This is a genomic window from Nostoc sp., from assembly GCF_036918015.1.
Taxonomy (GTDB): domain Bacteria; phylum Cyanobacteriota; class Cyanobacteriia; order Cyanobacteriales; family Nostocaceae; genus Nostoc.
Genome location: NZ_JBALEO010000046.1, coordinates 22,404 through 48,012, shown reverse-complemented (window position 1 = coordinate 48,012; position 25,609 = coordinate 22,404). Strand labels below are relative to the sequence as shown.

The following is a 25,609-nucleotide window of genomic DNA, read 5'->3' as shown; positions in this document are numbered from 1 at the left end:
GGCCAGAATCACTTTGATAATGATGTCAGCAAATTAAAAAGATGCTGCTAATTTGAGAGAGTATTGGCATACTCTAGTTATTTGCCGATTTATAATTCATACAATCCACTTCACATTTTTAAGAACCTATGCAACTTGAATTTATTTAAACAAAATGATTTTTTATTTTTGCCTTAATTCAATTTTAGCATCTTTAGTATGCACTAGACTAAAAATTTCAAATTTCAGTTTTTGTAAAGGAATTACCATCCTTGTTCAAATGTGACAGCACAAGAAAGGCGGCAGCTTCAACATGAGCAGTTTGAGGGAAAAAATCAGCAGGTTGTACCCGTGTAATGGTATATAGCCCATCTTGACAAAGCAATTTCAGGTCACGGGCGAGGGTAGCTACTTTACAGCTGACGTAAACGATCCGAGATGGTTTCAATTGCCGTAAAGTGTCGATGACTGCGCGATCGCACCCCTTACGTGGCGGATCGAGTATTACTACTTCTGGTATTGTGCCCATCTTTGGCAGCAATTTCTCTACTGCCCCGACAAGGAAAGTCACATTATCAATTCCGTTGCGGTGGGCATTCAAAATTGCTTGTTCTACTGCTGCTGATTGCACTTCTAATCCTGTAGCAATACGTACTTTTTTGGCAAGGGGTAAAGTTAAAGTCCCAATACCACAGTAGGCATCAATTAGCAATTCATGCCCTTGAAGATTGAGTTCTGATTGAATTACCTGTAATAGTGCCTCTGCTGTTTCTGTATACACTTGGAAAAATGTATCTGGGCGTACTTGAAATTCCAGTCCAGCAAAATTTTCACGCAGGTGGGGGACTCCAGCAATACAACGGGTTTCTGATCCAAAGATAGCATTTGTGCGATCGCCATTGCGATTTAGCGATACTCCCACTAACTGCGGATAGCGCTTTAACCATTCCTGGGCTTGGGTTTCAATTCCTGATAAATTCCAGTCTTTTACTACCAAAGTCAGCAACATTTCTCCAGTGTGTCGGCCAATGCGTAAACCAAGATGGCGAATTTTTCCTTGGTGGCGCTGTTCGTCATAAATTTGCCAGCCTTGCTGTTGAATATCCTGCTTAACTTCGGCAAGTAAAGGATTTAATCGCGCGTCTTGGACTGGACATTGATTTAAATTAATTAATTGGTGACTACCTTTTTGATAGTAACCAGCTTGTACCTGTCCTGTTGCCGATATGCCTAAAGGATATGTAGATTTGTTACGGTAGCCGAAAGCAGAAGGGGCGGCGAGTACCGGATCTACTGGTGGTTGGATAAAGCCGCCAATGCGCTCCAAAGCTTGGATAACTTGATTTTGCTTGGCTACTAGCTGGTAATCATAACTAATATGCTGCCACTGGCAACCACCGCACTTGTCCGCCACAATACAACTGGGTCGAATCCTGTGGGGGGATGGTTCTAATAGCTCTTGGAGCTTCCCGTGGGCGTATTTAGGTTTAACATGAACTAAACGGACAATAGCGCGATCGCCTGGGACGGTATCTGGGACAAACACTACACGCTCATCAGCGCGTCCCACACCATCGCCTGTATCACTCAGATTAGCGATCGTCACTTCAATTAATTCACCCTGTTGCCAAATTATTTTAGTCATTAGTCATTGGTCATTGGTCATTGGTCATTGGTCATTTGTTATTGGGCATTGGGAATTAAGAATTAGTTATTTTTTCTTGCTCCCCCTGCTCCCCCTGCTCCCCACTCTCCCCACTCTCTCCACTCTCCCCACTCTCCCCAAACAGATAAATTCAATACATAAGTAACTCCGATCCCTTCACTTGTGTACCTCCAACTCGGTAAACTAACAGATAATATTTCAGGTGATTTCAATAATCATGACTGTAATTAGCCAAGTTATTCTCAAAGCCGACGACGAACTGCGTTATCCCAGCAGTGGTGAACTTAAAAATATCAAAGACTTTTTGCAAACCGGCGTACAACGGACGCGGATTGCGGCTACCCTAGCCGAAAACGAAAAGAAGATAGTTCAAGAAGCAACCAAACAACTTTGGCAGAAGCGTCCTGACTTTATCTCCCCTGGAGGTAATGCTTACGGTGAACGCCAACGCTCTCTATGTATCCGTGATTTTGGCTGGTACTTACGCCTAATTACTTATGGTGTACTTGCCGGTGACAAAGAGCCAATTGAAAAAATCGGTTTGATTGGTGTGCGAGAAATGTACAATTCATTGGGCGTTCCCGTGCCTGGAATGGTAGAAGCGATTAATTCCCTCAAAACAGCTTCCCTTAGCTTACTGAGTGCGGAAGACGCTGCTGAAGCAGCACCTTACTTTGATTACATCATTCAAGCGATGTCTTAATACAAGGTGTGTGCTGGTTCTGGAAGTTTACTTCCGGTCTACTAGAGTGAGTGCAAGATATTAGCACTCGATAGGCATAAGATCCCCAATTTGATCATACCCTCCCCACATTTGGTAGTGGCTGTGGCAAAATCTTTGTCAAGTTACCAACCAGTTGTGGGGAAATTTTATGGATATGGGCATGGGGCACTTGCGTTCGGCTTCTCTACGAGATGCTACGCGTAGCTTGCTTCCCCGCAGGGGTACGCTCAGGGCAAGTGGGCATTGGGCATTTAACTAATGACAAATACAAAAAACCGACAGTCCTTGATTAAGGCTGTCGGCTATTAAGTGTGTTCCCTATTAATGACTCGGCTAGAGTTCAGTTGTCATTGATTATGCCTAGTTAGCGAGATGAAAGAGACGATCCTAATCATCGATATGTGTGATTCTCGTCACTTGATTGTTACATCTAAACTGCATATACCCGAATAATCTCTGAGTGACACTAGATTTACGTAAGTAAAGGAGCTAGAAATTTCACGAAGATTAAAAAATAATGTTATCTTTAAAGACTAAAGCATTTGGTGTGCTATTGATCTTCATCTTGTCTAGTTCATGGCCGGAATAATCCTGTTGAGTGCATTCTGGGGTTCTACTACCCCTCAATCCAAGAAACAAGTTTGCTTGTAAGAAAGGCTGCACAAGCATCTTCTGCCAATTACTTACCAAGATGGAAATACAGGTATTTAGTTAGAGTTTAAATTGATGAGCGATCGCGCTTAAATTTACAGAAAAGTAAAAGTGCCTAGCTTGCCGCCGTAGTTAATCTTAATTTTACAAATAAGCCTCTATAAACGGCTACAGTTTGAACTTATCCCAAGAGCAAGCTTACAACTTGGTGATTCAAGTAGTCCAAAAAGAAATATCCAAAGAAGAATTATCTGTATTTCTGGAACTGCACCTACAGGGCAAGTAAATCGATAGAATAATGCTCTGTCCCCCCAGAGTGCATTACTTCCATGACTGCAACCTCAAAACCAGCCTTTTCCCCCCAAGAAATTGCTGCTGAAGGTCTTAAACCAGAAGAATACGCAGAAATTGTCCGTCGGCTAGGCCGTCATCCCAACAAAGCTGAACTGGGAATGTTTGGTGTGATGTGGTCTGAGCATTGCTGTTATAAAAATTCTCGACCTCTACTCAAACAATTTCCCACCGATGGCGCCCGCATCCTGGTGGGGCCTGGTGAAAATGCTGGTGTTGTAGACTTGGGTGACGGACTCCAACTAGCTTTTAAGATTGAATCTCACAACCATCCCTCAGCGGTCGAACCCTTTCAAGGAGCTGCAACGGGTGTAGGAGGCATTCTCAGAGATATCTTTACAATGGGTGCGCGTCCCATTGCTCTATTAAACTCGCTGCGCTTTGGTTCTCTAGAAGATGCCAAAACTCAAAGGCTTTTCCAAGGCGTAGTGGCAGGAATCTCTCATTATGGTAACTGTGTGGGAGTACCAACTGTTGGTGGCGAAGTTTACTTTGACTCTGCTTACTCTGGTAATCCTCTAGTGAACGTTATGGCACTGGGGTTGATGGAAACATCAGAAATCGTCAAATCTGGAGCATCTGGCTTAGGGAACCCCGTGCTGTATGTTGGTTCCACCACTGGGCGCGACGGTATGGGAGGCGCGAGTTTTGCTAGTGCAGAATTGAGCGATCAATCCATAGACGATCGCCCTGCTGTACAAGTGGGCGATCCTTTTTTGGAAAAGTCTTTAATTGAAGCTTGTTTGGAGGCGTTTAAGACAGGTGCAGTTGTCGCCGCCCAAGATATGGGAGCTGCGGGAATCACCTGTTCTACCTCAGAGATGGCTGCAAAAGGCGGTGTGGGAATTGAACTAGATTTAGATAAAATTCCTGTCAGAGAAACGGGGATGGTTCCTTATGAATATCTGCTTTCGGAATCTCAAGAACGAATGCTGTTTGTTGCCCACAAGGGACGTGAGCAGGAATTAATCGATATTTTCCACCGTTGGGGACTTCAAGCTGTTGTGGCTGGGACAGTCATTGCTGAACCGATTGTGCGGATTCTTTTTCAGGGTGAAGTAGCAGCAGAAATTCCTGCTGAAGCTTTGGCGGAGAATACCCCACTATATAATCGAGAGTTGTTGGCAGAAGCACCAGAATATGCCCGTCAAGCTTGGGAATGGACTGCTGATTCCCTACCTCCTTCCACAACTGCTGGAATAGAACTTCAAGGAGGACTGCAAACCTGGAATTATATTCTCTTAACTTTGCTCGATACACCCACGATCGCTTCTAAAAATTGGGTATATCGTCAGTATGACCATCAAGTACAAAATAATACAGTAATGCTTCCAGGTGGTGCAGATGCGGCTGTTATTCGTTTGCGCCCCCTTGAACAGGATAGGGAGCAAGGGAGCGGGGGGGCAGAGGAGCAGAGAAGAATTCCCAATGTCCAACGCGGTGTTGCTGCCACGGTAGATTGCAATCCTCGTTATGTATATCTTGACCCTTACGAAGGGGCTAAGGCAGTGGTGGCAGAAGCTGCACGCAATCTTAGCTGTGTGGGTGCTGAACCTCTGGCGGTGACGGATAATCTAAATTTTGGCTCTCCAGAAAAACCCATTGGTTACTGGCAATTGGCAGAAGCTTGTCGCGGTTTGGCGGAAGGTTGCCGAGAATTGGCGACACCAGTCACAGGCGGAAATGTCTCTTTGTACAACGAAACTCTTGATTCTCAAGGTATCCCACAACCCATTTATCCCACTCCTGTTGTCGGTATGGTGGGCTTGATTCCTGATATAACCAAAATTTGTGGTCAAGGTTGGCAAGCATCCGGCGATGTGATTTATCTACTCGGATTGCCTTTGGCATCCAAAATCAGCTTGGGAGCATCTGAATATTTAGCCACTATCCACGGAACTGTTGCCGGAAAACCACCACGGGTAGATTTTGACTTGGAACGCCGCGTCCAGAAAGTTTGTCGTGAAGGAATTCGTAATGGTTGGGTACGTTCAGCCCACGATTCTGCTGAGGGAGGAGTGGCGATCGCCATCGCCGAATGTTGTCTTGTTGGCAATCTTGGTGCTGAAATCAATTTAGAAATAGCACCTACACAGTTAAACCACGGCAGTTGCTCCACTTGGGGAGACCCCAAGACCGCACTGCCTCGCCTTGACGAGGTGTTGTTTGCCGAAGGTGGTGCCAGAATTTTAGTTTCTGTAGCATCAGCACAACAAGAAATTTGGGAATCATATTTACAGGAACATCTGAGTCAAGAATGGCAGAAACTCGGTGTAGTTGGTAATTTTGAGGCGGGTTTGGGGGTTTTCACCACTGATAACCAAACCTTAATCAAAGTTAGTATCGAAGATATGAGCGATCGCTACTTCCATGCGATCGCCAAACGTCTCGCCATCCATACCACTACCCCTGAAGAAGTTAGGAGTTAGGAATAAAAAGCATAACTCCTAATTCCTCACTCTTTTATTAGCGTCTCTGAGCAAAATTACGGTACTGTTTTAATGGATGGTTAAAGATTTGTTAAGAAATCCTCAACCATTTATATAATCCCAGTAACTTGACCACCGATTTTAGATTTTGAATTTTAGATTTTGGATTAGGGGCGTTGCTTCTAATTCATATCTTGCTCTTACTGGGCAAAAAATCTAAGATCGCCATTCTAAAATCCCAAGCCGCATCCTTACTACGGTGCGATCAATCCAAAAGACGCTCGCGGACTCGCTAACGCTCCGCTATCGTCAATCTCAAATCCAAAATTGATTGACCCCCCCCACCAGGAGCAAAGCTAGCATGATTTCTATTCATTCTCTTACTTCGGATGAATACCCCGACCCAACTAACAACCCAATCAATAGTCATGAAAATCAGCCTGACAAGCCAGAAGAAGCTTGTGGTGTTTTTGGCATCTACGCCCCAGGAGAAAACGTTGCTAAACTGACCTACTTTGGATTGTATGCCCTCCAGCATCGGGGTCAAGAATCAGCTGGTATTGCCACCTTTGAGGGTACACAAGTACATCTCCACAAGGATATGGGCTTGGTGTCTCAAGTTTTCAATGAATCTGTCTTGGATCAATTGCTCGGTAGCCTTGCTGTTGGTCACACTCGTTATTCGACTACAGGTTCTAGTCGCAGAGTTAATGCCCAACCCGCAGTACTGGAAACCCGTTTAGGTTCATTAGCACTTGCACACAATGGTAATTTAGTCAATACTGTGCAACTACGTCAAGAGTTGCTTGAGAATAAATGTAACTTAGTCACAACAACAGACTCAGAAATGATCGCTTTTGCGATCGCAGAAGCCATAGATACGGGCGCTGATTGGCTAGAAGGTGCAATTAAGGCATTTCACCGTTGTCAAGGAGCCTTTAGTTTAGTTATTGGCACTCCCGTCGGCGTTATGGGTGTCCGTGACCCTAATGGAATCCGTCCCTTGGTAATTGGCACTTTGGCTGGTAATCCAGTCCGTTACGTTTTGGCTTCCGAGACTTGTGGTTTAGATATCATTGGAGCCGAATACCTGCGAGACGTAGAACCAGGTGAATTAGTTTGGATTACTGAAGAAGGTTTGGCTTCTTATCATTGGAGTCAAAAATCTGAGCGGAAATTGTGTATCTTTGAAATGATTTACTTTGCCCGCCCGGATAGCGTCATGCACAACGAGAGTTTGTACAGCTATCGAATGCGATTAGGACACCAGCTAGCTAAAGAATCTTTTGTAGATGCCGATATTGTCTTTGGTGTTCCTGATTCTGGTATACCTGCTGCTATTGGATTTTCCCAAGCGTCTGGTGTCGCTTACGGCGAAGGACTGATTAAAAATCGCTATGTTGGGCGAACCTTCATTCAACCAACCCAAACCATGCGGGAATCGGGTCTGCGGATGAAACTCAACCCCCTCAAAGATGTGCTGGTAGGTAAACGAGTAATTATTGTAGATGACTCGATTGTGCGGGGTACTACCAGCCGTAAACTAGTCAAAACCTTACGTGATGCAGGTGCAGTAGAGGTACACATGCGAATTTCCTCTCCGCCTGTAACTCATCCCTGCTTCTATGGCATCGATACCGATTCTCAGGATCAACTCATTGCTGCTACCAAGTCAGTAGCGGAAATTGCCAAGCAACTGGAAGTAGACAGTCTCGCCTATCTGAGTTGGGAGGGAATGCTGGAAGCGACACGAGAAGACACCAATAGTTTCTGTTCTGCCTGCTTTACCGGAGATTATCCTGTGGCGATTCCCGATCAAGTGAAACGTTCTAAGCTGATTTTAGAAAAAGTAGTGGTGTAAGGGCTTAAAACTGAAGAACCCCACCCCGCCAAAGCTACGTTTTGTCTCCCCTCCTCGCAAGCGAGGAGGGGATTAAGGAATGGGGTGAAAGATTAGGATTCTTCTGGGGATGATTCTGATTTTTCTGGCTTGAGTAAGGGGAAGGCGATCGCATCCCGAATACTGGCACAATCAGTTAATAACATCACCAAGCGATCAATCCCAATCCCTAAACCACCTGTAGGCGGCATACCATATTCCAAAGCTGTCAGAAAGTCTTCATCTACACCTTGGGCTTCTAAGTCACCAGCAGCTTTCCGCGCCGCCTGTGCTTCTAAACGTTCTCTTTGATCGATGGGATCGGTAAGTTCTGAGAAGCTATTCCCAGTTTCTCGCCCGACTATAAATAACTCAAATCGTTCTACCAAACCAGGCACAGAACGGTGAGGTTTTGCTAGGGGCGAAATTTCTACGGGATAATCAATTACAAAGGTAGGTTGAATTAAATTGGCCTCTACTTTCTCTTCAAATGCCAAATTCAGCAACTTACCAATTGATTGGGCTTCATCTATACCAGGAATACCAGCATTTTTACTTGCTGTTTTTGCTTCTTCCAAATTTTGGAACGAATTAAAATCCAAGCCCGTAAATTCTTTAACTAAATCGTGCATTGTCACCCGTCGCCAAGGTGGTGTTAAATTTATAGGTTCGCCTTGATAGGTGATTTCCAATGTGCCGAGTACCTCTTGAGCGACAGTGGTAATAATTCCTTCAGTCAACACCATCATATCGTTGTAGTCGGCGTAGGCTTGGTAAACTTCAATCGTTGTAAATTCGGGATTGTGTCGAGTTGAAATTCCCTCATTGCGGAAAACTCGCCCCAATTCAAACACCTTTTCAAAACCACCCACAATCAACCGCTTGAGATGGAGTTCTGTGGCAATTCGCAGATACAATTCCATTTCTAAAGTGTTGTGGTAAGTGATAAATGGACGCGCATCTGCACCTCCAGTCTCACTTTGCAAAACTGGCGTTTCAATTTCCAGAAAATCCCGCTGTTCTAAATAGCGGCGAATACCAGCAGTAATTTGAGCGCGACGGCGGAAAGTTTGTCGCACTTCCGGGTTTACAATCAAGTCAACGTAACGCTGACGGTAGCGCTTGGCAACATCCGTTAATCCATGCCACTTGTCGGGTAGAGGCAACAGAGATTTAGTAAGGATAGTATATTGTTTAACGTAGACAGATAACTCGCCCTTTTCAGTCCGTTTAATAGTACCTTTGGCTCCGAGAATGTCGCCTGCATCTGTAAGTTGCTTCAGGTGATTGAAGGCATCGGCATCAATATCTGCCATACCTTCTTGAATGCGATTTTTATCTAGATAAAGCTGAATTGTACCGGTTTCATCTTGCAAAGTGAAGAAAGCCAATTTACCAAAAACGCGACGCGCCATAATGCGGCCAGCTATGGCAACTTCCAAATCAACTTCTTCACCATTGGATAAATCGGCAAATTGTTCTTGCAACTGCGCTGCATGATGGGTAGATTCCCAACGATAGGCATAGGGATTAGCCCCTAGCTGCTTGAGTTGTTCTACTTTCTCCAGCCTCGCGGCTCGGATATCTTCTTCCGACATGGTAACGAACTAAATAGGGCAAGATTAATTATAGATGCTGCCAAAGTTGAGAGTAAGCAATAATCGCCTAAAAGTGATGTGCGATGGCTAAAGGAAATACAATTACACAAACTAGAGTGCGCCTGTGGACTGTAAACGAATATCACCTGATGCTGGAGACGGGTATTATTACAGAGGATGAATCGGTGGAACTGATTGAAGGGCAAGTTATCCCGATGAGCGCCAACGCTTTGTGCATCTGACTATCTCAAGCGTTGGCACAGCCCGCCGCAGGCATCGCTAGCAGAAGTTGCCTTAGTTCGGGTACAAAATCCCATTCAGTTGAGCCAATACTCCGAACCTGAGCCAGATATCGCTGTTGTCCGCATCGATTCGCGAAAGTATATCGATCGCCATCCCGCACCCAATAAAATCTTTTTATTAACTTTCCTTGCGTATTTGTCAAGATTTTGAGATATTAAATTGAAAAATCAATTCAGATAGAAACTTATGACAACCGAGCAAGAGCTTCAATCTCTTTTTAATTCCTTAGATGGCGATCGAGACGGCAAAATCTCCATTAACGATCTTTTTTTAAGTCCTGGCTTAAGTGCAATCATCTCATCAGAAACAAATACCACTAGTCCCCAGGAGTTACTAGTACAGTATGATTCGGACAAAGACGGTAGTATTACCTTTGAAGAGTTAAAGGAAGCAGTTGAGAAAGCAAATAATTTAAACTAGCAGTCAAAAAATCAACACCACACTCACCCCAAAATCTCTCTCTAGCCCACACTAAATCCCTCTCTAGGCAACTATTGAGGGATTTGCCTTTATTGACCCCTTAGTGACACCCCGATACTTCATTCTAGCTAGTAATAATCTACCATCGACTCTGTAGCCACCTCCCAGAGGGTTTTCGATTGGTTAATGGTTTTGACTATTCAACACTAGAGACAGATCGCAAACAAAATAGTTTCTTGATATATATGGGTTTCAGCCATTTTTGAACATTTGCTATATTTCTCTTACCCATACATAAGTTTGAGGCTTGCTTCTCCCTTGAAAATGTTTAAGTCTCGATTTACCAGTATTATTGAACCCTTGAATTCTTTCCTACTTTTAGCAAATGTCTAGATGAAATAGCCTTCATTTTCAAGTTAGTAAATTGCACGATCGCCTTTACCAAATCTTGCTGTTCTGGTTGCAAATTTAGTTTTTCTAGGGCTTGCTTGATATTATTACCAGCCCGGAGATTGTGATTAAGTTGGTCACGCTGAGATGAGTTTAATACTGCCGCAATTTCCCTATTTCTTCTCTGACGCACAGCCTGGAGTTCCTGGCGTTGTAAGGGAGTCAGGTTAATCTCCGACGAGGTGGGGTAGCTTGCAGTTTTGGTAGTTTGGGCGAAAATAACACCAGAAGCAGTATTGATTTGAAGGGGTGCAGCTAAGGCAATTCCCGGCATGAAGAGGACAAGAGCAAGAATATTAGCGAACACAGATAGCCGTTTTGTCAAGTAAATTGCCATATTGAGAAATGTCTAGTACATTGTGGCGTCAGTTTGCCTACCTTTAATAAGTTGATCGAGCATACTTGTCTGGTTAATTAACCTCCAAAACCAGGAATTAAACGCTTGAGAGCGCGACCGGCAACGTCACCATAGCGCAGTTCCCCACACAGAATCTTACCCATGATTTTCGCACCAGAGGGGCGCTTAACACCAACTTTGTAGCCAATGCCTGGAAAGCGATAGAATGCTCCACCTAATTTTTGTGCCCAAGCCATTTCAGTACCCCATTCTTCATTAATAGCTTCGCTATATTTTTCTAAAGCGTTGGTATCACCAGAAAGAGCCTCATTAATGGCTCCTGCTGCAATCAAACCGCTAAAAATTGACGGACGAATGCCTTCTGCTGTCATCGGATCGACTACACAAGCAGCTTCCCCAGCTAAAACCGCATTTTGGGTATGTAACTTTTGGTTGCCATCCCACAAGCAAAGGGGATAACCATACTGCTTACCAGTTTTGATATCTACATTAAACGATCGCGCGTACTCATCTAAAATTTTCTTAAAGTCCTGGGGTTGACCACCAATAAACGTACCAACACCAATGGAATAACCGTCTGCCTTCGGGAAGTTCCAAATGTAGCCATTTTTTACCAAGCCAAACTCGAAGTGAATTGTAGATTTGTCCTTGACAGTTGCGGGAATTTCTGCTTCCAAAGCTGCTGCTAAACGCCGTTTGCGGTCTTTGAAGCCGAGCCATTTTGCCATTGGTCCTTTAGCACCATCAGCCGCAATTAAGTAGCGACTTGTAACTGGGCCATTAGTTGTGTTAACTTGCCAATAGTCGCTTTGAAATTCAATACCCGTTACTTCCGTATTATCTCGTAGTTCAGCCCCTTGCTTCTGTCCTTGCTGCACTAAGAAATGGTCAAAAATATCTCGTCGCACCATCCAGACTGGTTCTTTGGTGGCTATTTTTGCCTCCACAGGGTCGCCTAATTTCCAGGTAAAGCGAAGGGAGTCGGCTTTTACAGAAATTACTGGGCTAAAATCAAAGTCAAACCATTGAGCGATCGCTGGAGATACACCACCACCACAAGGTTTATATCTTGGCAGAGATTCTTTTTCTAACACTAATACTGAGCGACCTTGTTTGGCTAAATGATATGCGGCTGTTCCACCAGCTGGCCCAGCGCCGACAATGATGCAGTCGTACATAAGGCTGAATTTTTGCTCCAGAATTAGTTTATTTTCTATTGAGATACTCAATCAATTTTTGTTAAATACCTAATAAATGATAAAGGCTGAAGAATTTATCCATCATTCTTCAGCCTTTATACTCAGACTTGAGACTTTAAACAGTCGTAATGTCTTTTTCTTTTTCTGCCAACAGTGAGTCTATTTTGGCAGTGTACTCGTTTGTTAGTTTTTGCAAGTTGTCTTGTTGGTCTTTTGATTCATCTTTGGAGATTTCGGAGGCTTTCTCTTGTTTGCGAATGGCGTCTATAGCATCGCGGCGAATGTTACGAATAGCAACACGACCTTCTTCAGCATATTTGGATGCCATTTTGACGAATTCTTTACGGCGTTCGCTGGTTAAGGGCGGAATATTCAACCGGATTACAGAACCGTCGTTACTGGGTGTTAAACCCACATCTGAGAGGGAAATAGCTTTCTCAATGATGTTTAGGGTGTTGCGCTCGTAGGGTTGAATTAAGATTGTCGTGGCATCCGGCGTGCTAATGTTTGCCAGTGATTTCAAGGAAGTAGGCGAACCGTAATAATCCACCAATACCTTATCTAATAGACTCGCATTGGCGCGACCAGTGCGAATCGAGTTAAAAGATCGTTGAGTCGCCTCAACGGTTTTTTGCATCGTACTTTCAGCTTCAGCTAATTTCACAAGAACCTCCCACAAGGGTGCCGATGGATTCTCCCAAGACTGCCCGGTGGATGTTTCCTCGCACCGTTAGGTCAAATACCAGAATTGGGATATTATTTTCTTTACACAAGGCGATCGCAGTACTATCCATCACCCGCAAATCTTTGGCTAAAACGTGCGCGTAGGTTAAGCTATTGTAACGCTTGGCGTCAGGATAAATATGAGGATCGGCATCATATACTCCATCTACTTTGGTGGCTTTAAAAATCACCTCAGCATCGATTTCTGCTGCTCTTAACGCCGCAGTCGTATCTGTAGTAAAGAAGGGATTTCCAGAACCAGCACCAAAAATTACCACCCGTCCTTTTTCAAGATGACGGATGGCACGACGACGAATATATGGTTCTGCTAATTCTTGCATAGCGATCGCGGTTTGGACTCGCGTCTGTACTCCTATGCGTTCTAGCGAATCTTGCAGCGTCATGGCATTCATTACCGTGGCAATCATCCCGATATAGTCAGCGGTTGCCCTGTCCATCCCCGCCGACGCTGCTTTGACGCCACGAAAAATATTGCCGCCGCCAACAACTATGGCGATTTGAGTACCAGTGGCTATCACCTCTGCTAATTCTTCTGCTATTCCTTTGACCACTTCGGGATCAATGCCATAGCCCATGTTGCCCATTAAGGCTTCACCGCTCAGTTTGAGTAAAACCCGTCGGTAATTCGTTCCCATGAAGTTACGCTTTATCAAAAAAGTTGCAATTGCCTCCAATTTAAGATAACAGTTACAGGGACTATCTTTGTCTAGTTACGCCAAATCAATGTAGTCCCTACTGGTTCTGTTTGTGGTATAGCTATTTCTTCACCTTTAAACAGAGAAGCGATCACAGTTCTCAAATAATCCTCTCCTACTGGCAATGGCTCTTGGGGATGATTATCAATTTTACCTTTGTAACGGACTATACCATTAGTGTCTATCAGAAAGGCCGTTGGTGTTTTTGTTGCGCCGAAGCTACCAGTCACATCTTGCGTTGAGTCCCACAGGTAGGGGAAATTCAACTGGTGACGCAGGGCAAAAGCTTTCATATTTTCAAAGCTTGACCTAGTGTCGTAGTCAACATTACTACCATTGAGTCCAATTAGTGTGAAGCCTTTTGGGGCAAATTCGGCTTGAATGTTTTTTAGCCTGCCTAAATACCGCTCTACATAAGGGCAGTGGTTACACATGGAAATAACGCCGACTGCTCGGAACTTCTCAAGATAGCGCCTGAGATGGTGTACTTGACCATCAATTCCTGGCAATTCAAAATCTGGTGCGTAGCTCCCAACGGGAGTATCAATTGTTTCTAGTAGATTCATGATTTCTGGCCCGCAGAACTAGGAACAAGAAAAATATTGTTAAATTCAGCGTCAGTTTCCAGTTGCAAACCACCCCTTAGCCGATGCCTCATATTCGCCAATCTTATAGACCAAATTTGCGATCGTAAATTGTGAAACTACTGAATCTAGCACTGATGGTAATTCTCTCACATCTAAAAAATAGCCAAAATATTACTCACATTAAAAAAGTTATGATTTCAACTACTGACATAATCTCAGTTGTGAGTAAATTACCTCTATCAATAAGATGAAAACTCTATACTGAATAAAACTATCAGCTTAGAAGCTTTCGTGGTATATGTATAGGCTATCACTAGAGCAAAAGATTTATTTTGAAAATCTGATAAATTTTATCCAAAGTAAAAACAATTTTACTTGTGCCTTGCTGTTGAAAGCCTTTATACCCTTGTTATCATCAAATTTTCCATGACAACCTCAAGTTCAAAAACAGCACTTAACTCTACAAAAACCTGGATTTGGCAAGATTTTCCGATCTGCTATCAAACCCAAGGGACTACTGGGCCAGCTGTTGTCCTGGTGCATGGATTTGGTGCTTCTTGGTGGCACTGGCGAAAAAATATTCCTGTATTAGCACAAAATTGCCGTGTTTATGCGATCGATTTGATTGGTTTTGGCGCTTCCGCAAAACCTCAACCTGGTGAAAAAATTACCTACACATTAGAAACCTGGGGACAACAAGTAGCAGATTTTTGCCGTGAAGTAGTGGGTGAGCCAGCTTTTTTAGTCGGAAATTCCATTGGCTGTATTGTAGCTATGCAAGCAGCAGTCAGTAATCCAGATATTGCCTTGGGAGTTGCTTTACTCAACTGTTCTTTACGGCTGTTGCACGATCGCAAACGGGTAACTTTACCTTTATCTCGTCGTTACGGTGCGCCTCTACTGCAACGCCTGTTATCTATCAAACCAGTTGGCGATTTCTTTTTCAATCAACTCGCTAAACCGAAAACGGTGCGGAAAATTTTGCTGCAAGCATACTCGAATCCTGAGATGGTGACAGATGAGTTGGTAGATATTCTCACTTCACCAGCAAGCGATCCGGGGGCTGCTGCTGTATTCCTTGCCTTTACTTCTTATTCTACAGGGCCATTACCAGAAGACCTTTTACCACTGTTACAGTGTCCGGCGATTATTTTGTGGGGAACTGCCGATCCGTGGGAACCAATTAAGTTAGGGAGAGAATTAGCTAACTTTCCGCAAGTAGAAAAGTTTATTCCTTTAGAGGGAGTGGGGCATTGTCCGCAGGATGAAGCGCCGGAGTTAGTCAATCCAATTTTACTCGATTGGATTTTGGAGCGATCACGCTAATAGACTCGGCTCAATTTTAATGTAATGGGCGGTATGGAATATATTCAAAAAGATTTATTTTTTGTTGATTGAGCCGATACGAAAAATTAACTTTCTACCACTTTTTTTATACCGATATGATTCCTTCGCTAATATTCCTACAGAAATTCAGGAAGAAATTGAAGGAAGATTTATTGAGTGGATTATAGAAAAACTCAATGCTATCAAGCCTTTTATTCAACCTGCTTCCTTACTTGCTGATGGATTTCCACTCTCCAAAGTAGGGGCCACTTTGGCGAGTACCATCAAACATAATAGTTTTATAAATAAAATTCATACCCCTACAGATCAAGTCCTGGAGCGCGGGGGTAGCGCCTCGGAAATCAGCCTCAATCAAAACGGCATGTTCAAAAGGAGTAAGTTTAGCTCCACGGAATATAGCACCAATAGCATTCATATAATCCAAAGCAGTTCCAGTCAAATCGGCATTAGTCAAATTACATAAACGCAAATTAACACACTGCAAGTTAGCATCCCTAATAATTGCACCATCCAACCGAGCTTCTATCAAGGAAGCACTAAAGAGATCGGCTTCACTCAGATCGGCTCCTCTCAAATCAGCAAAACTCAAATCCGCTCCACGCAAGTTGATGTTCCGCAAGACAGCACCTTCGAGGTCAATATAGTTGCGCCCATATCCTCTTTCTCTAATTACCACAGCCCCAGCAAAGTTACGTTTACCGGAAGTGTACTTTTTCAACAACTCTTCAGTGGTAATTTCCCAAGCCATAATTTAAAATCCAATTTCTTTTCTAATCTCAAATATAGTACTACTCCCTCTCTAAGAGGTTCAGAAGGACTTTCTTATAGTTCTTGAAGTATTGTATTAGTCCAAAAACTTTTAACTATTTCTCCCTATCTTCATCTAGTGCTTTTTGGATAGCTTGGCGACAAAATTCAGGAGGGTCGTCTTTAGCCTTTACCTCTTCCTTCATTTCCTTAGAGACTCTAAAACTCAATTGGTCAGTTAATGGCTTATCTCCCTTTGCTTGCGCTGGTTCAAAATTTTGAGGGTTCCCTTTAGGATTAGGCATTGTTGAGAGATATAAATATAGCTTGATACTAATGAAACCATTAGAATAAAGTTTTAGATCGGTGGTGATACCCAGTCTAGAAAACAAGTTCACCACCGATACCACTTTTACAAATGGGTAACTCTATTTTATGTTCACAAGGTCAGAACTCGAAATCAAAACCATTGCTGAGTTGAGAGACTTGTGTAGGCGTTACGGATTGAAGCCTACTGGGAACGGAGGGTACAAGACTAGTTGGATTGTTACCTTGATGGCATTTCCACAGATAGCACTCGCTCAACTAAGACAAGGAAGAGGGTTGAAGTCACCAGGCTTTAGCGTTATTCAATTCCTTGAAGTGGTGGTAGATGAGATGAATTCACCCACTGATGAGCAAGCAGCACTGATCAAGCTGACGATGGAAGGCAAAGCTATGAGCTACCCTGACAGATATGACCAAGAAAGCTTGCTTAACTTGCACAAGGCTAAGATGTATCTTGAAATGGCGATCGGACTACTAAACCAGTAAATTAGTTTTGAAGGTTTGTAGTAAGCACTTTAGTGCTTAGAAAATAAGAAGGACTTTAGTCCTTACTACAAACTTCCTTACCCGTATTGGACTCAACCCAGAAGCCCTATATTTATTAACTAACAATAAACTTTTGGCGCTATCTCTTATTTGCTCAATTAGAAATAGCATTCAAGACAATTACTAATTCAAAACTAACTGACTTAAAAAGAAGGCAAGGGCTGCACTGCCCAAAGGAACTGTCAAATTGTCAATACCTAAAAATGAAATAGCTTCTAAAGCCGTAGCTATAACTGCTACTAACAATGATACTGCCCAAGTTTGCCAACTGTTTCCTTGAGTTCCAACTAAAATCAAACTACTGACGATATAGCTAACGAGCATCATAGTTAGGGAGCCTTCCCAACTTTTTTCTGCCCCAAAAACTTTATACTTATGTTTACCAAAGCGTTGCCCAATTAAGGCTGCTAATCCATCTCCCCAAGTCATTATCAAAATTCCGAGTGCTGCGTACTGGGGTTGTTGCAAGTACCAGAACCAGGCAACTAAAATACCGAAACTGACAGAGTAAAAAAATGTCCCTAAGCTTTGCCGTCCAACGCTATTAATACCAGGAAGAATGGGCAATCGGTAGGATAATAAGGTGATTGCACTCGCTAAAATAGAAGCTGTAATCCCTACACTGGCGGGAATATCTAGCCACCAAGCGATTAGAATCACATTACCAGTGCCAATATGAACTATCTTCCGCACGATTTCTGGCTTGTCGGCGAAGCGGTTTACCACCCATGCAATCAGGAGGATGAGTAACACCCAGATTGCAGCCGACGCAATTTGCAGCCAGAAAACCGGAATTGAGGTGAAGTCAGAAAATGTAATTAACAAAGATGCGACAAAATGAAAATTTTTACCCCTGTTACTAATTTATAAGATTTGGGTAGCTGCAATGAAATTATTATTTATTTGGCTGATTCGGGGCTACCGAATGTTTATCTCGCCGTTGTTTCTCCCGACTTGCCGCTTTCAACCAACTTGTTCGATGTATGCTATTGAAGCTATTGAACGATTTGGAGTGTTGCGTGGTAGCTGGATGGCAACTCGGCGGATTTTGCGCTGTCATCCGTTTCATCCAGGTGGTTACGATCCAGTGCCGGAGGTGGTAGAAAAGGTGAAGGAGGAGTAGTTTGAGGATTGGAGTTTAAACGCAAAGGAGCGCGGAGGGAAGCGCAGAGGGACGCAGAGAGTGAGAAGAAGGGTAGATTATTAAAGGATGTGTTTGTGGGTATAGCTATTTGGGGAGATGTCAACAGATGAGGTTGTCATCTAGCGTGGGAAGGTTGAATAATTTAATTTGGACTTACGATGATTAATCCTACTGCGATTTCTATACCTGAACCACAAATTCCTACTCCTGGGCCCAGTCCGCTACCTAGTCCCGAACCTGTACCGGGGCCAGCGATTCCTCAACCGTTACCGGGGCCTGTACCAGAACCAGTACCTGCTCCCATTCCTCAAACAGTTCCAGGGCCAATTCCCCAAACCATACCGGAACCTGTTTAGATTACCTTGGTAATGTAATCCAAAATCTCAAATCTAAAATCCAAAATGCTAAGAGCCGGAATTGTCGGACTTCCCAACGTCGGAAAATCTACTTTATTTAATGCTGTAGTTGCTAATGCTAAGGCAGAAGCAGCTAACTTCCCTTTTTGCACGATTGAACCGAATGTCGGCGTTGTCGCAGTACCGGATGAACGGTTAAATGTTCTTGCTAAGATTGCTAGTTCGGTACAAACTATCCCGGCGCGGGTTGAATTTGTGGATATTGCCGGTTTAGTTAAAGGTGCAAGTCAGGGTGAGGGACTAGGGAATCAATTCCTATCCCACATCCGGGAAGTTGATGCGATCGTCCATGTGGTACGTTGTTTTGAGAATGACGATATTATCCACGTTGCTGGTTCTGTTGACCCAGCACGAGATATTGAAATCATTAATATAGAGTTGGGTTTATCAGATTTAGCACAAATTGAGCGGCGAATTGACCGCACTCGCAAACAAGCTCGTACCAGCAAAGATGCACAGTTTGAAGTCTCAGTTTTAGAAAAATTAGCTGCGGCTTTAAATGAAGGTAAATCGGTGCGTCAGGTGAGCTTGAATGAGGAAGAAACAGAAATTATTAAAGGATTAGAACTGCTCACTTATAAACCGATTATCTACGCTGCAAACGTCTCTGAGGATGAGTTGGCAACGGGTAATCATTTTGTGGAAACAGTGCGGCAAATTGCTGCAACAGAAAATGCCCAAGTTGTGATAGTTTCTGCCCAAGTTGAAGCTGAATTAGTGGAATTAGCAGAAGAAGATAAAGCTGATTTCCTTGCATCTTTAGGTGTGGAAGAAGGCGGTTTGAAATCGTTGATTCGGGCAACTTATATGCTTCTGGGCTTGCGGACATATTTCACCTGTGGCCCCAAAGAAACTCGCGCTTGGACAATTAATGCCGGAATGTCTGCACCTCAAGCTGCTGGTGTAATCCACAGTGATTTTGAACGGGGATTTATCCGCGCCGAAACTGTTGCTTATAAAGATTTGGTAACAACTGGTTCGATGAATGCTGCGAAGGAAAAAGGGTTGGTTCGCAGTGAAGGGAAAGAGTATGTTGTGCAGGAAGGGGATGTAATGTTGTTCCGATTTAATGTGTAGAGGTAATTAATGAGTGACCGTTATCGATAAGATAATGGTCAACCTACACTAAGTTGCGTAGGCAATGCCTGCCGTAGGCATCGCACCAAATAAATTGACAAATATTATGTAATGTGCTTCAAGATATGCAAGGCGATCGCAAATAAACCTGTAATTCACCTCTGACAGTATATTTACGTAATTAGTTGACTTCCGATAGTACTTTCTGTATACAAAGCAATAATTCGTTCACAGTATAGGGCTTCGACAAAAATGTATTGACACCAATAGCTGCTACTGCACTAAGCTTATTGTCAGACATCAGTCCACTGCTGGCGATAATTCTGACTTGGGGATTGATTTTTTGCAAGGTACGTATGGCTGTTAAACCATCCAGTGAGGGCAGCATAATATCCATGAGGACGGCACTAATTTTGTCTCTATTTTGAGCATATAGTGCGATCGCCTCAATGCCATCACTGGCAACTAAGATTTTGTAGTTGTGAGCTTCTAATGATGTTGTCGTCATCTCTTGAATGGCGGCTTCATCATCCACAACCAAAATCAATTCTCCATGTCCTGTCTTTGGTGGCAAATTTTCGGGGCTGCGTGTTTCTATTCCTCCCACTGCTGGCAAGTAAACCTTAAAGCTAGTGACACTTTCCGGTTCACTATAGACGTTCACAAAACCTCCGTGACTTTTAACGATTCCCAATACTGTGGAAAGTCCTAAACCAGTGCCCTGTCCGACATCTTTTGTAGTAAAGAATGGCTCGAAAATTCTATCTAGCATTTCTTTAGGAATCCCAACTCCACTATCGGAGACAGTAATCACTATGTAAGGCCCCTCTTTGGCTTCTAGGTTCATGCGGGCATAATTTGCGTCAATCAACATATTTTCGGCAGAGATACTCAAAGTACCACCATTGGACATAGCATCACGGGCGTTAACGCAGAGGTTCATCAGCACTTGATGCAGTTGGGTACTATCTCCAGAAACCATCCACAAATCTTGCGGTACATTAGTGCTGATTTCTATCGATTTGGGAAATGTCTCTTTAAGAATCTTGGCAATTTCCACAATTATATGTCTGAGTTGCAAAGTGATGTGCTTCCCTTCTACACCCCGCGCAAAGGACAGTACCTGTTTGACTAAATCAGCACCACGTCTAGCGTTAATTTCTAAAATTTCTAGTAGATGACGAGTCCGCTCATCTGCATTAGGAAATTTTAGCGGTAGCAGTTGCGCTCCTGCCAAAATCGGTGTCAGGATGTTGTTGAGGTCGTGAGCAATACCACTAGCTAAAGTGCCAATACTTTCCAGGCGTTGAGCGCGAAATAATTGGGCTTCTAGGTGCTTTTTCTCGGTAATATCTGTGTCAACGGTGAGAATTGATTTGGGTTTTCCTTGTTCGTCGTATACCAGAGTCCAGCGACTAGCCACAAGGACTTCTTTGTTCATTTTAGTAAGTTTTGTTAATTCCCCCTGCCACTTACCTTTACTAATAGCTTGCAATAGAGCCGCTTCAATTTCCGGTGAAGGTTCGTCATACAAAAGTTCGCTAGCATTTTTACCCCAAGCCTCTGTTGCTTGCCAGCCATAAAGTGTTTCTGCACCTTTGTTCCAGAAGATAATTTGATTGTTTAAATCTCGGACGCAAATGGCATCTGTGGTGACATCTAGTAATGCTGCTTGTTCGCGAATTTTTTCTTCTGCCAATTTGCGATCGCATAGCGCGGCTTGCCGTTCGCGTAGCGCAGCTTGTCGTTCGCTAATATCTATACTGGCGCATGTCACCCCGACAATTTCTTGGGTTTCATTCCGTAGTGGCTCGACAGTTAAATCGTAATATCGCGTTGTATCTTTGATGGTAATTGATACTTCTTCTCGCGTTCCGATGCCTGTAGTCAGCACTCCACGTTTAATTGCGATCAGATGTTGAGCATCTTCTACTGGGATGATATCTAAGTCTTGTTTGCCCAATATTTTCTCAACTGTCAATCCAGATGGGGGATTGTAAACCCAGGTGTACCGTAAATCTTTATCCTGGTTGTAGACAAAGATTGGAGAGCTTTTGAGAGCAACCCGAAATCGCTCCTCACTCTGCCGCAGTGCGTTGTCTGCCCGTTGGCGTTCGATGGCATAACGCATAGATCGCACCAGTAAGTCACCAGTTACTTGCCCCTTCACTAAATAATCTTGCGCTCCTTGTTGCATTGCGCTAGTTGCCAGCGTTTCATCATTTATACCTGTCAGCACAATGATTGGAGTTGCTTTTGCCTGATTGTGAGCAATGACAAAGGTTTGTAATCCCTGGCTATCTGGCAGCGAGAGGTCTAATAAAATAACATCAAAAGTTTCGTTTGTTAGGTGGTTGACTGCTTCATAAAGCCGTTCAACGGGCATCAACTCAACTACAACTGTGCTAACTTCCTTAAATAGCTCTTGTAACAATAAGACATCACCAGGGTTGTCTTCTACTAACAAGACTTTAATAATATTTTCACCTGCCATTTCCACTACTCCGGTGGCAGTTTTACGATCGCAAACCAAAAATTTTCTATTGATTGGACAATTTTAACGAATTGATCGAAATCTACTGGCTTGGTTATATAACAGTTGGCAAAAAGGTTATAGGCTTTGAGGATATCTTCTTCAGCTTGGGAAGTCGTTAAAACTACTACAGGAATTCGTTTGAGGTTTTCATCTCCTTTTATTTCTGCTAATACCTCTCGTCCATCTTTTTTCGGAAGGTTAAAATCGAGCAGTACAATATCTGGATGAGGTAATTTAGCATATTTTCCCTGTTTTCGCAAGAATGCCATTGCCTCTACACCATCCTCGACTACGTTTAAGTGAATTGAGATTTTACTATCTTCTAGGGCGATGCGTGTAAGTTGGACATCGCCAGGATTATCCTCTACTAACAAAACCTCAATAGGCATAATTGCTGTTATGGTATTTACCATTGCTTACCTACTCTATCTGGAATTGTGAAGTAGAAAGTCGAGCCTTGACCCGGTTTCGACTCAACCCAGATCCGGCCGCTGTGGCGTTCGATAATTTTCTTACAAATTGCCAGACCAATTCCAGTACCTGAATACTTGTCTCTACCGTGCAAGCGCTGAAAAATTATAAAAATACGCTCAGTATATTGGGATTCTAAACCAATTCCATTATCACGCACCCAGAACAACCATTCATCCTCCGAACGGGTAAAATTTAAATTTTTTCCATCTAATATATCTGCATCTCCCTTACGTACCCCAACGTGAATTAATGGCTGTTGACGATCGCAAAATTTAATCGCGTTGGCAATCAGGTTTTGAAATACTTGTGTCAATTGGGTAGCATCAGCCATCACTTGAGGTAGAGTATCGTAGGTGACAACTGCCTTTCGATCTGCGATCGCAACTTGAAGATTAGCAAGCACCTGTTCTAAGACAACACTACAATCAATTAGCACAAAAGGCTGTCCGCGGGTGCTGACGCGGGAATAGTTTAACAAATCGTTGATTAGGGTCTGCATCCGACTGGCCCCATCTACTGCATAGGCAATAAACTGATCGGCATTGGCATCCAGTTGGTTTTTGTATCTCCGCTCCAGCAGTTGTAAATAACTAGTCACCATCCGCAACGGCTCTTGTAAATCATGAGAAGCCACGTAGGCAAACTGTTCTAATTCCGCATTAGAACGACTAAGTTCCTGACTTTGCTGGGTTTCTTTTTCTAATAGTTGCGCTTGAGATAAAGCAATCCCAATTTGGTTCGCTAATTGCTGTAACAAATCCATCTCAAACTGATTCCACTGTCGGGGTGCGCTACACTGATGAGCTAGTAATAAGCCCCAAATATCGTCCCTGACAAGAATCGGCACTACCAGATTAGCCCTGACAGCAAACTGCTGAAGAAATTCTCGATGGCATGGTTGGATATGAGCAGCTTCAATGTCTTCAAGGGCACTTACTCTTCCCTGGCGATATCTCTCTATATATTCTTCTTTAAAACAGGGGTCAAAAATATTTTCTCCTAGAATTATCGGCCAACCTGGCAGCACAGCCTCTTGTACCACTGTTCCCGAACCATCAGTTTCCAGTCTAAAAATCAACACCCGATCGGCTTGTAGTAATTTTTGTACCTCTGTGACAGTGGTTTGAAGAATTTCATCTATTTGTAAAGAGTCTCGAATTTTTAGAGTGATTTCAGCAAATAGTTGCGATCGCAGATTTTGCCGCTTTAATTCTTCATCTGCCCGCTTGCGTAAGCGAAGCTCGTCGTAGACATCTGTGATATCAGTATAAGAACCAACCATCCGCACTATATCACCCAATGCGTCCCAAAGTGCCTGTCCTCGATCTAGAATCCATTTATAGCTGCCATCTTGGCACTGGACTCGATATTCACAGACGTAAAACGGTGTTTTCTTGGCAAAGTGGTCTTGGAAAGCCTGAAGTACCCAATCTCGCTCATCGGGATGGATTCGTTTTGTCCATTCATCCCAATGGTTGGAAACTTCGTGGTTTTTATAGCCGAGCATTTCCTTCCATCGAGTTGAGAAGAACACTTCATTAGTCTTGAGGTTCCAATCCCAAATACCATCATTATTGCCATGTAATGCTAATTGCCAACGTTCTTCACTTTCTCGTAGTGCAACTGATGTTTTCCGTCGTTCAGTAACGTTTTGGAAATAAACACACAAGCCATCTTTTGCCGGATAGGCATGAACTTTAAGCCACTGCTGCTGTGGCAGATAGAACTCCTCAAATTCGACGCTCACCTGTTCTAAGATTGCCCTGCGATATTCACAATCAAATGTTGTGTCGATAATTTCTGGAAACACCTCCCAGATGTTTTTACCTAAAAGCTCATTGTGAGTTTTTTGCAACAGCCGTTCTGCTTGACCATTAATATAGGTGAATTGCCACTTTTGATCCAGGGCAAAAAAACCATCAGTGATACTTTCGAGAAGATTGGTAATACGGGTTTTAGCGGCTTCAGACTGGGCGCGGGCTGCTTGCTCTTGCGCCACTAGTTTTTCAGTAACTTTAGATACCTCACTTACATGACGCCTGAGTTCGAGTTGGTCGATTACCAGGCGACTCAAACCCACAAACGCCTCTATTTGTTTTTGGCTTAGTTGTCGTGGAACTTGGTCAATTGCACACAGAGTTCCCAACATATCTCCCTGCGGAGTAATTAAGGGTACACTGGCATAAAACCGTATATATGGATAGCCAGTTACTACCGGATTACTAGCCAACTTCTCATCAGCTAGAGTATCAGGAACCACCACAACATTACGCTGCTCTTGGCAAAGATAAGATAATCCAACACTCCGAGGCATTTCTGATACATCTAAACCTATTTTTGCCTTAAACCATTGACGGTTTTCATCAATAAAACTTACCAATGATATGGGAGTGCCACAGATAAAGGCCGCTAACTGAGCAAGATTGTTGTATGCTTCTTCGGGTTCTGTGTCAAGAATTTGATACTGGCGGAGGGCTTTTAACCTCGCTACTTCTGTATCAATATGTCTAGGTTTCATTAACTTTTTTTAATAAATCTAAATGTGATATCGAGTCATCAGCGTGATTATCTTAAAAATAGCTTAACGTTTTTTAATAATTGTTAGCCCTTTCCTCACCTTTGGCTGTTCAGGAAAGTCTGTTAAAAGCGATTCTTAAAGGATGTTTGAAGGATGTTTGAAAAGTATTTTTCGTAACATTTAAGCCTTAGAAACCTAACTCTCCCAGCCCCCTTTGCCTAAAACTCTAGTATTTCCACTACATGACTAAGAGTATCCTCAATTGGCTCAATCAGTGTACTGCGGATGTATAAATAAACCCCGCTAGCAAACAGCAGTAGTAATATGAAAGTCACCGAAGTGTATCAAATTATCAGACAGAAATGAGTAGTCTGAAGTATATTTTTTACTTTATTTTTTAAGTTAATAGCCTTTGATTACGTATTTATACGGCTAAAACATGGC

The 25,609-nt window shown here is 43.2% G+C and carries 24 protein-coding genes; 10 read left to right on the top strand and 14 right to left on the bottom strand.

Annotation, left to right across the window (positions count from 1 at the left end; translation table 11 throughout):
• Nucleotides 1-217: 217 nt before the first annotated feature.
• Nucleotides 218-1,624, bottom strand: coding sequence for a 23S rRNA (uracil(1939)-C(5))-methyltransferase RlmD (gene rlmD / locus V7K61_RS10760; RefSeq protein WP_335053317.1), 1,407 nt, complete (start codon nucleotides 1,622-1,624; stop codon nucleotides 218-220).
• Nucleotides 1,625-1,862: 238 nt separating this feature from the next.
• Here rlmD and V7K61_RS10755 point away from each other — a divergent pair, with 238 nt between their 5' ends.
• The 3 genes from V7K61_RS10755 (at nucleotide 1,863) to purF (ending at nucleotide 7,661) form a co-directional block, all read left to right on the top strand.
• On the top strand, nucleotides 1,863-2,348 hold the full coding sequence (locus V7K61_RS10755) for an allophycocyanin subunit alpha-B (RefSeq protein WP_094348587.1): 486 nt from the start codon (nucleotides 1,863-1,865) through the stop codon (nucleotides 2,346-2,348).
• A 1,001-nt stretch (nucleotides 2,349-3,349) separates the two neighbouring features.
• The gene (gene purL, locus V7K61_RS10750) at nucleotides 3,350-5,800 is read left to right on the top strand and encodes a phosphoribosylformylglycinamidine synthase subunit PurL (protein ID WP_335053316.1); all 2,451 of its coding nucleotides are present in this window, start codon (nucleotides 3,350-3,352) and stop codon (nucleotides 5,798-5,800) included.
• 361 nt (nucleotides 5,801-6,161) lie between these two features.
• A complete protein-coding gene (gene purF / locus V7K61_RS10745; protein ID WP_335053315.1) occupies nucleotides 6,162-7,661 on the top strand; it encodes an amidophosphoribosyltransferase in 1,500 nt (499 codons plus the stop codon).
• 92 nt (nucleotides 7,662-7,753) lie between these two features.
• On the opposite strand, the gene lysS is transcribed toward purF, so the two are convergent.
• On the bottom strand, nucleotides 7,754-9,277 hold the full coding sequence (gene lysS / locus V7K61_RS10740) for a lysine--tRNA ligase (protein ID WP_335053314.1): 1,524 nt from the start codon (nucleotides 9,275-9,277) through the stop codon (nucleotides 7,754-7,756).
• Between the two features lie 83 nt (nucleotides 9,278-9,360).
• Here lysS and V7K61_RS10735 point away from each other — a divergent pair, with 83 nt between their 5' ends.
• Nucleotides 9,361-9,519 (top strand): hypothetical protein, encoded by a 159-nt coding sequence (locus tag V7K61_RS10735; RefSeq protein ID WP_335053313.1) that lies wholly within the window; start codon nucleotides 9,361-9,363, stop codon nucleotides 9,517-9,519.
• A gap of 5 nt (nucleotides 9,520-9,524) precedes the next feature.
• Here the strand turns inward: V7K61_RS10735 and V7K61_RS10730 are convergent, their stop codons facing one another.
• Nucleotides 9,525-9,722: a hypothetical protein gene (locus V7K61_RS10730; RefSeq protein ID WP_335053312.1), complete on the bottom strand. Its 198-nt coding sequence runs from the start codon at nucleotides 9,720-9,722 to the stop codon at nucleotides 9,525-9,527.
• Between the two features lie 44 nt (nucleotides 9,723-9,766).
• Here V7K61_RS10730 and V7K61_RS10725 point away from each other — a divergent pair, with 44 nt between their 5' ends.
• The gene (locus tag V7K61_RS10725) at nucleotides 9,767-10,000 is read left to right on the top strand and encodes an EF-hand domain-containing protein (protein WP_094348581.1); all 234 of its coding nucleotides are present in this window, start codon (nucleotides 9,767-9,769) and stop codon (nucleotides 9,998-10,000) included.
• A 349-nt stretch (nucleotides 10,001-10,349) separates the two neighbouring features.
• On the opposite strand, the gene V7K61_RS10720 is transcribed toward V7K61_RS10725, so the two are convergent.
• The 5 genes from V7K61_RS10720 to V7K61_RS10700 form a co-directional block, all read right to left on the bottom strand.
• Complete coding sequence (locus V7K61_RS10720) at nucleotides 10,350-10,787, bottom strand: hypothetical protein (protein ID WP_335053311.1); 438 nt, start codon at nucleotides 10,785-10,787, stop codon at nucleotides 10,350-10,352.
• Between the two features lie 77 nt (nucleotides 10,788-10,864).
• Entirely contained in the window at nucleotides 10,865-11,986 is a 1,122-nt protein-coding gene (locus V7K61_RS10715; protein ID WP_335053310.1) for a geranylgeranyl reductase family protein, read from the bottom strand.
• 136 nt (nucleotides 11,987-12,122) lie between these two features.
• Nucleotides 12,123-12,671 (bottom strand): ribosome recycling factor, encoded by a 549-nt coding sequence (gene frr / locus V7K61_RS10710; protein WP_094348578.1) that lies wholly within the window; start codon nucleotides 12,669-12,671, stop codon nucleotides 12,123-12,125.
• Complete coding sequence (gene pyrH, locus V7K61_RS10705) at nucleotides 12,658-13,386, bottom strand: UMP kinase (protein ID WP_335053309.1); 729 nt, start codon at nucleotides 13,384-13,386, stop codon at nucleotides 12,658-12,660. The genes frr and pyrH overlap by 14 nt, the downstream gene beginning before the upstream one ends.
• A 71-nt stretch (nucleotides 13,387-13,457) precedes the next feature.
• Nucleotides 13,458-14,012 (bottom strand): thioredoxin family protein, encoded by a 555-nt coding sequence (locus V7K61_RS10700; protein WP_335053308.1) that lies wholly within the window; start codon nucleotides 14,010-14,012, stop codon nucleotides 13,458-13,460.
• 447 nt (nucleotides 14,013-14,459) lie between these two features.
• Here V7K61_RS10700 and V7K61_RS10695 point away from each other — a divergent pair, with 447 nt between their 5' ends.
• On the top strand, nucleotides 14,460-15,359 hold the full coding sequence (locus V7K61_RS10695; protein WP_335053307.1) for an alpha/beta fold hydrolase: 900 nt from the start codon (nucleotides 14,460-14,462) through the stop codon (nucleotides 15,357-15,359).
• A 229-nt stretch (nucleotides 15,360-15,588) separates the two neighbouring features.
• On the opposite strand, the gene V7K61_RS10690 is transcribed toward V7K61_RS10695, so the two are convergent.
• A complete protein-coding gene (locus tag V7K61_RS10690; protein WP_335053306.1) occupies nucleotides 15,589-16,128 on the bottom strand; it encodes a pentapeptide repeat-containing protein in 540 nt (179 codons plus the stop codon).
• 115 nt (nucleotides 16,129-16,243) lie between these two features.
• Nucleotides 16,244-16,525 carry a hypothetical protein gene (locus tag V7K61_RS10685; protein ID WP_335053305.1) on the bottom strand — a complete coding sequence of 94 codons (282 nt, stop codon included), beginning with the start codon at nucleotides 16,523-16,525 and terminating at the stop codon, nucleotides 16,244-16,246.
• A gap of 37 nt (nucleotides 16,526-16,562) precedes the next feature.
• Here V7K61_RS10685 and V7K61_RS10680 point away from each other — a divergent pair, with 37 nt between their 5' ends.
• Nucleotides 16,563-16,940, top strand: coding sequence for a hypothetical protein (locus tag V7K61_RS10680; RefSeq protein ID WP_335053304.1), 378 nt, complete (start codon nucleotides 16,563-16,565; stop codon nucleotides 16,938-16,940).
• A 183-nt stretch (nucleotides 16,941-17,123) separates the two neighbouring features.
• Here the strand turns inward: V7K61_RS10680 and V7K61_RS10675 are convergent, their stop codons facing one another.
• Nucleotides 17,124-17,825 carry a diacylglycerol/polyprenol kinase family protein gene (locus tag V7K61_RS10675; RefSeq protein WP_335053303.1) on the bottom strand — a complete coding sequence of 234 codons (702 nt, stop codon included), beginning with the start codon at nucleotides 17,823-17,825 and terminating at the stop codon, nucleotides 17,124-17,126.
• A 61-nt stretch (nucleotides 17,826-17,886) separates the two neighbouring features.
• On the opposite strand from V7K61_RS10675, the gene yidD reads away from it, so the two are divergent.
• The 3 genes from yidD to ychF all read left to right on the top strand — a co-directional run bounded on the left by yidD (nucleotide 17,887) and on the right by ychF (nucleotide 19,637).
• Complete coding sequence (gene yidD, locus V7K61_RS10670) at nucleotides 17,887-18,123, top strand: membrane protein insertion efficiency factor YidD (protein WP_012412579.1); 237 nt, start codon at nucleotides 17,887-17,889, stop codon at nucleotides 18,121-18,123.
• Between the two features lie 179 nt (nucleotides 18,124-18,302).
• A complete protein-coding gene (locus V7K61_RS10665; protein WP_094348567.1) occupies nucleotides 18,303-18,500 on the top strand; it encodes a hypothetical protein in 198 nt (65 codons plus the stop codon).
• Nucleotides 18,501-18,545: 45 nt separating this feature from the next.
• Nucleotides 18,546-19,637: a redox-regulated ATPase YchF gene (gene ychF, locus V7K61_RS10660; protein ID WP_334897574.1), complete on the top strand. Its 1,092-nt coding sequence runs from the start codon at nucleotides 18,546-18,548 to the stop codon at nucleotides 19,635-19,637.
• Between the two features lie 181 nt (nucleotides 19,638-19,818).
• On the opposite strand, the gene V7K61_RS10655 is transcribed toward ychF, so the two are convergent.
• Genes V7K61_RS10655 through V7K61_RS10645 form a run of 3 tightly spaced genes read right to left on the bottom strand, consistent with a single transcriptional unit; the run spans nucleotide 19,819 to nucleotide 25,165 of the window.
• Nucleotides 19,819-22,131 carry a hybrid sensor histidine kinase/response regulator gene (locus V7K61_RS10655; RefSeq protein WP_335053302.1) on the bottom strand — a complete coding sequence of 771 codons (2,313 nt, stop codon included), beginning with the start codon at nucleotides 22,129-22,131 and terminating at the stop codon, nucleotides 19,819-19,821.
• 5 nt (nucleotides 22,132-22,136) lie between these two features.
• Nucleotides 22,137-22,586, bottom strand: a complete 450-nt coding sequence (locus V7K61_RS10650) for a response regulator (RefSeq protein ID WP_292814634.1) — start codon at nucleotides 22,584-22,586, stop codon at nucleotides 22,137-22,139.
• Nucleotides 22,580-25,165, bottom strand: a complete 2,586-nt coding sequence (locus tag V7K61_RS10645; protein ID WP_335053301.1) for a GAF domain-containing protein — start codon at nucleotides 25,163-25,165, stop codon at nucleotides 22,580-22,582. The genes V7K61_RS10650 and V7K61_RS10645 overlap by 7 nt, the downstream gene beginning before the upstream one ends.
• Nucleotides 25,166-25,609 lie beyond the last annotated feature (444 nt).

Excerpts from the sequence above, each read along its gene's own strand:
- V7K61_RS10645 (WP_335053301.1), bottom strand. The coding sequence starts at position 25,165 with ATGAAACCTAGACATATTGATACAGAAGTAGCGAGGTTAAAAGCCCTC.
- V7K61_RS10735 (WP_335053313.1), top strand. The coding sequence starts at position 9,361 with ATGGCTAAAGGAAATACAATTACACAAACTAGAGTGCGCCTGTGGACT.
- V7K61_RS10695 (WP_335053307.1), top strand. The coding sequence starts at position 14,460 with ATGACAACCTCAAGTTCAAAAACAGCACTTAACTCTACAAAAACCTGG.
- V7K61_RS10650 (WP_292814634.1), bottom strand. The coding sequence starts at position 22,586 with ATGGTAAATACCATAACAGCAATTATGCCTATTGAGGTTTTGTTAGTA.
- V7K61_RS10655 (WP_335053302.1), bottom strand. The coding sequence starts at position 22,131 with ATGGCAGGTGAAAATATTATTAAAGTCTTGTTAGTAGAAGACAACCCT.
- V7K61_RS10680 (WP_335053304.1), top strand. The coding sequence starts at position 16,563 with ATGTTCACAAGGTCAGAACTCGAAATCAAAACCATTGCTGAGTTGAGA.
- V7K61_RS10715 (WP_335053310.1), bottom strand. The coding sequence starts at position 11,986 with ATGTACGACTGCATCATTGTCGGCGCTGGGCCAGCTGGTGGAACAGCC.
- V7K61_RS10700 (WP_335053308.1), bottom strand. The coding sequence starts at position 14,012 with ATGAATCTACTAGAAACAATTGATACTCCCGTTGGGAGCTACGCACCA.
- purL (WP_335053316.1), top strand. The coding sequence starts at position 3,350 with ATGACTGCAACCTCAAAACCAGCCTTTTCCCCCCAAGAAATTGCTGCT.
- V7K61_RS10665 (WP_094348567.1), top strand. The coding sequence starts at position 18,303 with ATGATTAATCCTACTGCGATTTCTATACCTGAACCACAAATTCCTACT.
- purF (WP_335053315.1), top strand. The coding sequence starts at position 6,162 with ATGATTTCTATTCATTCTCTTACTTCGGATGAATACCCCGACCCAACT.
- lysS (WP_335053314.1), bottom strand. The coding sequence starts at position 9,277 with ATGTCGGAAGAAGATATCCGAGCCGCGAGGCTGGAGAAAGTAGAACAA.
- V7K61_RS10690 (WP_335053306.1), bottom strand. The coding sequence starts at position 16,128 with ATGGCTTGGGAAATTACCACTGAAGAGTTGTTGAAAAAGTACACTTCC.
- V7K61_RS10755 (WP_094348587.1), top strand. The coding sequence starts at position 1,863 with ATGACTGTAATTAGCCAAGTTATTCTCAAAGCCGACGACGAACTGCGT.
- ychF (WP_334897574.1), top strand. The coding sequence starts at position 18,546 with ATGCTAAGAGCCGGAATTGTCGGACTTCCCAACGTCGGAAAATCTACT.
- V7K61_RS10725 (WP_094348581.1), top strand. The coding sequence starts at position 9,767 with ATGACAACCGAGCAAGAGCTTCAATCTCTTTTTAATTCCTTAGATGGC.
- pyrH (WP_335053309.1), bottom strand. The coding sequence starts at position 13,386 with ATGGGAACGAATTACCGACGGGTTTTACTCAAACTGAGCGGTGAAGCC.
- rlmD (WP_335053317.1), bottom strand. The coding sequence starts at position 1,624 with ATGACTAAAATAATTTGGCAACAGGGTGAATTAATTGAAGTGACGATC.
- V7K61_RS10720 (WP_335053311.1), bottom strand. The coding sequence starts at position 10,787 with ATGGCAATTTACTTGACAAAACGGCTATCTGTGTTCGCTAATATTCTT.
- yidD (WP_012412579.1), top strand. The coding sequence starts at position 17,887 with ATGAAATTATTATTTATTTGGCTGATTCGGGGCTACCGAATGTTTATC.